Origin of the sequence: Xenorhabdus bharatensis (assembly GCF_037996705.1) — a bacterium.
Lineage (GTDB): Bacteria > Pseudomonadota > Gammaproteobacteria > Enterobacterales > Enterobacteriaceae > Xenorhabdus > Xenorhabdus bharatensis.
Window position 1 is genome coordinate 162343 of the sequence record NZ_JBBMXG010000007.1, and the last position, 9402, is coordinate 171744.

At 45.6% G+C, this 9402-nt stretch carries 6 protein-coding genes; 2 read left to right on the forward strand and 4 right to left on the reverse strand.

Annotated elements, in window-relative coordinates; genetic code table 11:
* Positions 1-104: 104 nt before the first annotated feature.
* The gene (gene emrA / locus AAC855_RS08845) at positions 105-1301 is read left to right on the forward strand and encodes a multidrug efflux MFS transporter periplasmic adaptor subunit EmrA (protein WP_340609208.1); all 1197 of its coding nucleotides are present in this window, start codon (positions 105-107) and stop codon (positions 1299-1301) included.
* A 15-nt stretch (positions 1302-1316) separates the two neighbouring features.
* Complete coding sequence (emrB, locus tag AAC855_RS08850) at positions 1317-2858, forward strand: multidrug efflux MFS transporter permease subunit EmrB (RefSeq protein WP_340609209.1); 1542 nt, start codon at positions 1317-1319, stop codon at positions 2856-2858.
* 194 nt (positions 2859-3052) lie between these two features.
* On the opposite strand, the gene AAC855_RS08855 is transcribed toward emrB, so the two are convergent.
* The 4 genes from AAC855_RS08855 to AAC855_RS08870 are packed head-to-tail and all read right to left on the reverse strand — an operon-like array spanning position 3053 to position 9402.
* A complete protein-coding gene (locus tag AAC855_RS08855) occupies positions 3053-3799 on the reverse strand; it encodes a thioesterase II family protein (RefSeq protein WP_340609210.1) in 747 nt (248 codons plus the stop codon).
* Positions 3789-7169 (reverse strand): non-ribosomal peptide synthetase, encoded by a 3381-nt coding sequence (locus AAC855_RS08860; protein WP_340609211.1) that lies wholly within the window; start codon positions 7167-7169, stop codon positions 3789-3791. Before AAC855_RS08860 ends, AAC855_RS08855 begins: the two co-directional genes overlap by 11 nt.
* Entirely contained in the window at positions 7166-8371 is a 1206-nt protein-coding gene (locus tag AAC855_RS08865; protein WP_340609212.1) for an aromatic ring-hydroxylating oxygenase subunit alpha, read from the reverse strand. The genes AAC855_RS08860 and AAC855_RS08865 overlap by 4 nt, the downstream gene beginning before the upstream one ends.
* Positions 8371-9402: a ketopantoate reductase family protein gene (locus tag AAC855_RS08870; RefSeq protein WP_340609213.1), complete on the reverse strand. Its 1032-nt coding sequence runs from the start codon at positions 9400-9402 to the stop codon at positions 8371-8373. The genes AAC855_RS08865 and AAC855_RS08870 overlap by 1 nt, the downstream gene beginning before the upstream one ends.

A 9402-nucleotide genomic window follows, 5' to 3' on the forward strand; every position in this document is an offset into this window, starting at 1 on the left:
ATAAGTCTATCTTTTCCAGTAGTGTCATCTACACTACTGGAATTGAATGATTTTTATGGTATTCATATGCGCAGCAACCTAAACAAAAATTACGGAGATTCACTATGAGTTCTAGTGAGGGAAATCCAGTACCACCAACTTCGAGTCATCCTCAAAAAAATGTGAAAAACAACAAACGCTCTCGTAGCAATGCATTGATTTTAATTTCTTTACTATTTTTCATCATCGGAGTGATTTACGCCATTTACTGGTATCTCTTCTCGCGCCACCAGCAAGAAACGGATAACGCCTATGTAACAGGCAATCAGATTCAGATCATGTCTCAGGTGAATGGCAGTGTCACCACCGTCTATTTTGATAATACTGACTTTGTGAAAAGTGGTAGTGTTCTTGTTCAGCTCGATCCTAAAGATGCAGAGCTTGCACTAGAAAAAGCACAGAATGGGCTTGCCATGGCAGTTCGGAATACTCAGCAGCAGATAGTTGATAGCGAAAGATATCAGGCAGTCATTGCACAGAAAAAAATTGCCCTCAGAAAAGCACAGAATGATTTTGACCGCAGGAAAATACTGGGGAGCCGGGAAGCGATTGGTAAAGAAGAGCTACAACATGCTTATGAAAGTGTAGCGCTTGCTCAGGCTGATTTGAATGTCGCAATTGAGCAGTACAATAGTATTCAGGCTGTTATTTTGCATACACCGCTGGAAAAACAGCCCGCAGTGGAAAAAGCAGCCTCGGATGTCCGTGATGCTTGGCTGAGTTTACAGAGAACCAAAATTGTCAGCCCGGTAGACGGGTATGTTTCCCGCCGCAATGTACAGATAGGCTCCCGCATCAATACAGGGACGCCTTTAATGGCTATCGTACCCGCCACCGGCATGTGGGTTGAAGCTAACTTCAAAGAAACACAGCTCGTCAATATGCGGATTGGTCAACCAGCAAAAATCGTCAGTGATTTTTACGGTGATAAGATCGTCTATAAAGGAAAAGTTGTCGGCCTTGATATGGGAACAGGCAGCGCGTTTTCTCTGCTACCTGCTCAAAATGCCAGTGGAAACTGGATCAAAGTTGTCCAGCGCCTGCCTGTCCGCATTGAAATTGACTCAGAAAACCTGATAAAACACCCTCTTCGTATTGGACTGTCAACAAAAACCACCGTTGATACAGCGGATACCAACGGAATTGCCTTATCCACCACTGAGCGCATTAAACCGGCCTATCACACAAATGCGTTGGCGATAGACATGTCTCCTGCAAACAAAATAGTTACTGACATCATTAATAGTAACTTAAAGAATTAATTATAAGGGGGAGCCATGGTAACACGAGCACCACTTACAGGCACAAAACTGGCGTTACTGACCATTTCTCTCGCAATGGCTACTTTTATGCTGGTCTTGGATTCAACCATTGCCAATGTTGCCATACCAACCATTGCGGGGAATTTAGGTGCATCAAACTCTCAGGGAACATGGGTTATCACCTCGTTTGGTGTTGCAAACGCCATATCCATCCCGATTACCGGCTGGCTGGCAAAACGCATTGGTGAAGTCAGGCTGTTCATCTGGTCTACGGCACTGTTTACCTTCTCTTCATGGCTGTGTGGGATCTCCGGCAGCCTTGAGATGTTAATCGCTTGTCGTATTATTCAAGGGTTAGTCGCAGGCCCAGTGCTTCCGCTTTGCCAAAGCCTGTTATTGAATAACTACCCACCAGCCAAACGGAATATGGCGCTGGCACTCTGGTCTGTCATGGTGGTGGTTGCTCCCATTTGTGGCCCGATATTGGGCGGTTATATCAGTGATAACTACCACTGGGGCTGGATTTTCTTTATCAATGTCCCTCTTGGTATCGGTATTATCTTTACCACCATGAAACTCCTGCGAGGCCGGGAAACCAAAACAGAAATCAAACCGATTGATACCGTTGGATTAATTTTGCTCATCGCGGGTATCGGCTGCCTACAAATCATGCTTGATAAGGGTAAGGAGCTGGATTGGTTTAACTCGACTGAAATTATTATTCTGGCAACTATTGCCGTTATTTCATTATCACTTTTGATCATATGGGAATTAACCGACGATAATCCCATTATCGACCTTTCATTGTTCCGAGAACGTAATTTTACTATCGGAACACTGTGTATCAGCCTCGCCTTTATGTTGTACTTCGGCAGCATCGTTCTACTACCGCAGCTACTACAGGAAGTGTTTGGCTATACCGCAACATGGGCCGGTTTTGCAGCCGCTCCGGTAGGGTTACTCCCTCTGTTACTGTCGCCCCTTTTCGGTAAATATGGCCATAAAGTTGACATGCGTATCCTCGTCACATTCAGCTTTATTGTTTATTCTATCTGTTTTTACTGGCGGGCTTACACATTCGAACCGGGCATGGATTTTGCCGCAGCGGCATGGCCTCAATTCTTACAGGGGCTTGCGATGGCCTGCTTCTTCATGCCACTGACAACCATTACTCTGGCGGGCTTAGGGCCGGAGCGCATGGCATCTGCTTCCAGCCTGTCGAACTTTACCCGCACACTATCAGGCTCAATTGGTACATCGATTACAACCACATTGTGGACACAACGTGAATCAATGCATCATTCAAACTTTACCGAGCAGATCACCCCGTATAACCCCAACTATCAGCAGGTTCATCAGCAACTTTCACAATTGGGAATGAATGATCAGCAAATTGCCGCCTATCTGGCAAAAGAGATCACTCATCAGGGGTTGATCAATTCAGCTAATGAAATTTTTTGGATTTCAGCAGGTATATTCCTGATCCTGATATTCCTTATCTGGATGGCGAAACCCCCTTTTAGCGCGGTAAAACAAGGGAGTGACGGAGCACATTAAGCGGGTTTTTCATGCTGACGCTTTATATACACAATGGATTTCAAGATGCATCACGGCGGCAAGGGAGAGAATCCTCAGGAGCATAGCTGACTATGTGACTGAGGTGAGCGAGCACAGCCAACAAAGAGGCAACTTGAAAGACGAAGTGTATATTTCCGCTAATGACAAACAATCCTTTGGTTAAAGAACCCGAATCATACGGGTTCTTTAACCAATAACGCTGACACAACCTCAATCACCTTCTCTTTATTCTGATCGATAAAAAAATGACCGCCCGGAACAGATTGTACAATTAAACCTTCACTGGATAATTCTGACCATGCATAGAGTTCAATTGGTTTAATATCCGGGTCAGCATCTCCGCTTAAAACGGTTATCGGGCTTTTCAGCAGGCACCGTTGTGCCTGATAAGTTTCGGCCATTTTAAAATCAGCCCTCAAAAGTGGCAGCAAGAAATCCATCAGCTCCCTGTGTGACAGGACTTCATCCGTCACACCATTCATTTCCCGTAACTCATGGATAAACTCATCGTATGGTAAGTCGTGAGTGATGGGGTAATCATACCTTAAATGCGGGGCTGTACAGCCTGATGCAAAAAAATGCACAGGAACCGGATAGCCACAGGATTGAAGTTTACAGGCAAGTTCAAATGCTACCCGGCAGCCCAGACTGTGCCCGATAAAAGCATACGGAACCGCCGTAATAAATTCCGCATGAACCATTAACTCATCGATCAGTGAGTGCAAATCTTCATATGGCGTTTCATCAAGCCGGGTTGTTCTACCCGGCGGCTGGATAGCAACCACTTCAATGTCATCCGTAAAATATTCAGCCCAATCATGGTATGTCTTAGCGGATCCTCCCGCATAGGGAAAACAGAATATTCTCAGCCTCGGGCTATCAATCGGCTTCGGTATAAGAAACAACTTATTACGCTCCAAACGACACTCCTGTTTTTGCAAAATGACCTATTGATTGCGTATTGCGATGGCGTAGCTGTTCCTCCGCTAACGCAATCAAATTTGTCAGAGACGGACGCTGATAAAAGGCTTTAAGTTTTAGCTCAATGCTGAAATGGGTATTAATTTTTGCCAGTAGGCGTACAGCCATCAGAGAATCCCCTCCCAACTCAAAAAAATTGTCCTCTGGCGAAACAGTGCTGCGATTGAGTGCCTCACTGAAATGGGAACAGAGCTGTCTGGCAATATCAGAGCCAAATTCACACTCCACATGTTCTTCTGCCAGTGGAGAATATTGGTTTTGCCCTAACATCAATAAAGCGGCGGTATCAATCTTATTGTTAATGGTATAAGGGATAGCCTCGATCACCCGCCATTGTGTTGGGATCATATAGTCCGGCAATTGGCCTTGCAGGTGCTGTTTGACCAGATCAATAAGTTGATGAGAATTCTCCGTGACCCCGGAAGTTGGTACCAGATAACCACAGAGCCGCTCATAGGGCTGTTTTTCAACGACGACGACAGCTTTATCAATATCCGGCACTTGCTTAATCCACGATTCAATCTCTTCCGGCTCGATACGATAACCACGGAGTTTGATCTGCTTATCCTTCCGCCCCAGACACAACAGCGTGTTATCCAGCGTAAAACAACCCAGATCACCGGTTTTATAAAGCCGTGCGCCGTTAATACGGGAGAAAGTATCTTCAACAAACGCAGCCGCTGTTAAATCGGGACGCTGCCAATACCCTTTTGCCACCCCTGCACCACCGATGAATAACTCACCGACGACTCCGGCTGGTTGATGGCAGCCCTGTTCATTGAGAACATACATCTGTGTATTAGCAATAGGAGAACCGATGGGTAACACACCCTGCCTCCTTTGGGGATCTGACTCGATATTCAATCGCTCAACACAACAACCTACAACCGTTTCTGTCGGGCCATACTCATTAAAACACACACTTTCAGGTGCAATAGCGCTGAGATACTCCAGATGGGTACGACTCATTTGCTCGCCACCAACGACGATCACTTTAACGTCCAGCGATGTCTGTTTCTGCCCCAGACTGAGCGCCAGATGTTCCAGCTGTGAAGGTGTTGTTTTCATTAATCCCAGTGGCTTATTCAGTTCTAATAGGCGCAGTAATGGCCCATCCTGACTATCCTGACTGGCTGGTGAGGAGAACAGCATGACGTGTCCTCGTGCCATTAATGGCAAGAGCAAACTGGTGATGGTGGCATCAAAGCCGAAGGACGTTGTTACGGGAACACCCAATCCACCTAAATCATCGGCTTTTGTCGGCATATAAGTTTGGGCTGCCCAGTTGAGATAGTTATTCAGCCCTTTGCGATAAACTTCAACACCTTTTGGTTTGCCTGTCGTACCGGAGGTATAAATCATGTAGCAAAGGCTGTCATTCTGGGGAATTCGTTCCCATTGAGGGACTAAAGCGCCAAAGCTTCGGTTGTCTCTGCTCGCCGTTTCCCATTCCCGCGTCAGTTCAATAACCGGAGTATTAAAACGCGATATCTCAGCAACTAAAGACGCATTTTTATCCTCTACGCCATTTCCCTCAATCAAAACAGCATCAGGGCAAGCATCTTCAATAATCATCAGTAAGCGATTAAGAGGTAAATGGCTATCGACAGGTATCCAAACAATGCCTTCCGTCAAACAGGCAATAATCGTTGCCAGAGCCAAAGGGGTGGCGCCGGAGAAAATCACGACCCGGGCCTGCTGTTCCACTTCAGAAATAATATGCCGGCGTAACTCATCGGCGACTTTCTGGCTCAGAGAGTATAATTTTTCATAACTTATGCTTTCGTAGTGTGAACCAACTAAATATTCAACGGCTGTTAACTCCGGTTCTGTGCTTAATCGGCGGAAGAAATGTTGGCAGAAGTCTTCCTGAAAGAGAGTATCGGTCTGGTTGAATGCCAGCACCTGACGTTGATAAGCATCCTCGCTCAACAAAGAGTGAGCCAATACTTCTTGATCGGCATTGAGTGTCATCGCGGTACACAACCGCTGATAGCTGTTGATTAATACGTCAGAATAGTCTGTCGTAACATGGTTATATTGATATTCAAAACATAGTTCTACGGTATCAATGTGATTCACCACAAACAACGTCAATGGGAATTTCCCCCCGACTGGCGTTAATTCATGTTGATAAGCACGCATACCGGGTAACGTCCAATCTGTCTGACCGACAAAATAGTTGTACATCACATTGAATAACGGCGTCTGTGCAGTCTGCTGCACATGGCTGACACTACGCACAATCGAGCTGTAAGGTAATTGCTGATGCTGCATACCCGTATAAAGCTGGTTGCTCAGTTGAGTGGCAATATCGGCAAAGCTGATTTTCGGATGAAAAGTCACTTTAATGGGTAACACATTGATAAAGTAACCTATTGTTTTTTCGAGTCGTGCATCATCCCGCAAAGATGTGGGAACACCGAACACAATCGTTTGTTGTCCCGTCAATCGGTATAACAGCGCAGCGTATACAGTAAAGTAAGCAAGCGCCGGTGAAATACCCAAACCAGAAGCACAGTGATTGAAGGTGTCAGCTAAGTGAGATTCCAGCAAACATCGAACCATCCCCCCTTGCTCACTCTTTGAAGGAATGGGATTACCGATAGAAAACGCCAATCGGCCATCGACTCCAGATAATTCATTCAGCCAGTAAGCTTCATCACCGCCCAAATAGTCACCACCCAGTAACTCGTTTTGCCAAGCTGCAAAATCAGCGTACTCGAGAATATCGGCTTCTGTGTCATCGCTGAATAACCGTTCTCCTGCATATGCAGCCGCAATATTATTCAGAATTAAGGCGACAGAATCATTGTCACAAATCAGGTGATGGAGGCAAAAATGCAGAATATGCCGTTGCTCTCCTAATTTGATCAACAGAAAGCGGGCTAAACCGGGCTGGCTCAATGTAAATGGCGTTTCCAAGTTTTTCTGACAATAAGCCAGTGCCCGTTGTAATTGTGACTGCTGATCATCATCCGGGATCTCATTTTTCCCGGACAAATCCACAACAGTCACCGGCAATTCAACCGCAGGGTAAATATGCTGCATCAGTCCTTGTTCCGTTTCGACAAATGCCGTACGGAAAGCTTCACTGTTTTGGATCGTCTGAGCAATGGCATCCAATAACCTCACCTGATCCAACGTTCCGAGCAACTCGTAGGTGACCGGCACAATGTAGAGCTGTTTTTCGGTCAACTGCTCCGCCAGCCATAAGTCTTGCTGACCGGCAGATGCCCGTATCTCATCAATTTCAAAGGTACGTTCCATCTCAATATCAGTATGCATCTGGTCTTTCATGTTATTCATACCTGACTTTCCTTCCTACCATTGGGATGCAGAATCGCCGCTAAGTTGCGGTGCAACTGGCTGATGAGAGACTCAGCCTCACCATATAACAGGCTTGGAGCATGGGAGACTTCCAGATTCTTCTGTACTTGCTCAATGGCCTCATAATCCTCTTCCAACGCTTCCGCCAAATACTCCACATCCAGCTGGCATACTTCCTTAATCTCTTCATCTGATTGATGAATAAAGTTAAAAGTCTCCGACCACGTTTGGTTAGCCGATACAGGATGGTAAAAAGAGACAAACACATGATAAGGCTGTACCCCGATAATCACGTTAGGGAACAGTAAATAAGTCGCAACCATTTCCCGGCGTATCTTATGAGGTGTTTGCTGGCGAACCTGAGCCAGATTTTTCAGTGGGGTCAGGATACGACCGTGCTGGGCAAAAGAATCCAGCGAGTACAATTGACCATTCAATGTGGGTGCCAGACTGTTCCGGTGCAAAGACTGAACGTGATAATATTCGATAAAGTTTTCGATCAGCAATTTCCAGTTAGCCTGCACCATTCTTTGGCGGGAATTCAGCAGTTGATGCTGCTCAAAACCGATCGCGGTCATTTGATCTTCAATGGCAGCGAACCAGTTATCCAGCGAAAAATCAGGTTGAGGATCGCTCGGCATTTGCCACAACATACCGAATCTTTGTTGAGTACTAATTGCATTCAGTGAACGGTATTGGTCTGGTATTTCGGGGAAGGCCTCCCGCCAACGCGCCGCAATTAAATGCCCCTGATGGCTGAATGACCAACCATGATAAGGGCAAACAAAGGCTTTTTTGCATCCTTCCGGCTGGTTTTCCAGCCTTGCTCCCCGATGTGGACACACGTTTGCAAATACAGCACAACGATCACTGTCTACTTTGCTCACGATCATAGGAACACGGCCCTGATGATCAACCGTAATAAAATCCCCGATATTTTCCAGTGACTGAACGGGCGTTATAAACTGTGGGATCTTTTTCCACAGCGTTTGCTGTTCTTCCTTAAAATAATCCTGACAAATGTAATGTTTAACCTGACTTTCATAGATCCCAACGGGTTGCGTTGCAATAAAAGAATTACGCTGACTAAGCATGTCGATAAAATAATCAGCATAAGGAGAAAATACGTTATCCAGCACACCTTCACCACCGTTAAGCGACCTTACTGTAGTACCGCTCATTAGGCATCTCCTTCAACCAGAGTCATATCTGTGAATGTATAAGATTGGGTTACGTACGACTGAGTGATATAGGTATTGTAAAAATCGAAATAGCGATAAACGAAATCCAGATTTGGCACTGCAATACCCATCCGTTGACTGAGATTAATAAAAGAAGCGAGCAAGGTTTCAGCCTCTGTTTCTTTGCCATGCAGCACATCCAGTACCAAAGAGGATTTAAAATCAGGAATCGACATCAAATATCCCATCGACTGACGACGGAAACTTTCACTATCTCCGACATACCCGGCTTTCTCACCAATAGCCGTACATTCATCAACAATCGCTTGGATCACGGTTCGGGAACTACTGTTACGCATTGCCGTTTCCACGCCTGAACGGACTAACCCACATACGGAGGCCGCCGCATTCAATGTGTTTTTAGCAAAGGCTTTATGTTCTATATCTGCACAACCTTCGAAGGGAATACCAACTCGGTTGAGTAAACCCAACACCGCTAAAATGTCCGTTTCTGATCGTTCTTTGCTTCTTTTGATCTGCGCAGGAACGCCAAGATAACTGGTTTTCAGGAACCTCAATTTCAGTTTTTGTTTCCCATGCTGAGTCACTGAGAAATTGAGCACCCCACGAATAATTGTGATATCCAGAGCTTCATCAATGAATGGCCGTTCAGTAGCAAACCCGTTCTGAAATAAAATCAACGGGCCTTTAAGACAGTGTTTATGGCGGAACAATTGCTGACAAATATGGGGATTGGAAACCGTTTTACTGCACACATACAGTTGATCGAACTCTTTCGCTAAAAAAGCACTGTAGTCGGTAAGATGCCCATCAATAGCAACGCTACCGAGATCTTCACTCGCTGCATATTCCGGTTTTGTCTCATCGAACAACTGTATTTGGCTGATCGGGTGGGCCTGATGTCTTGTACCGCGTGAAGACAATAAAAAAACCTGATACCCTTGTTGCTTACATTGATGGGCTAAGTAACACGCAACCGCCCCCGTACCGATAATGCCTATTCTGAGCAT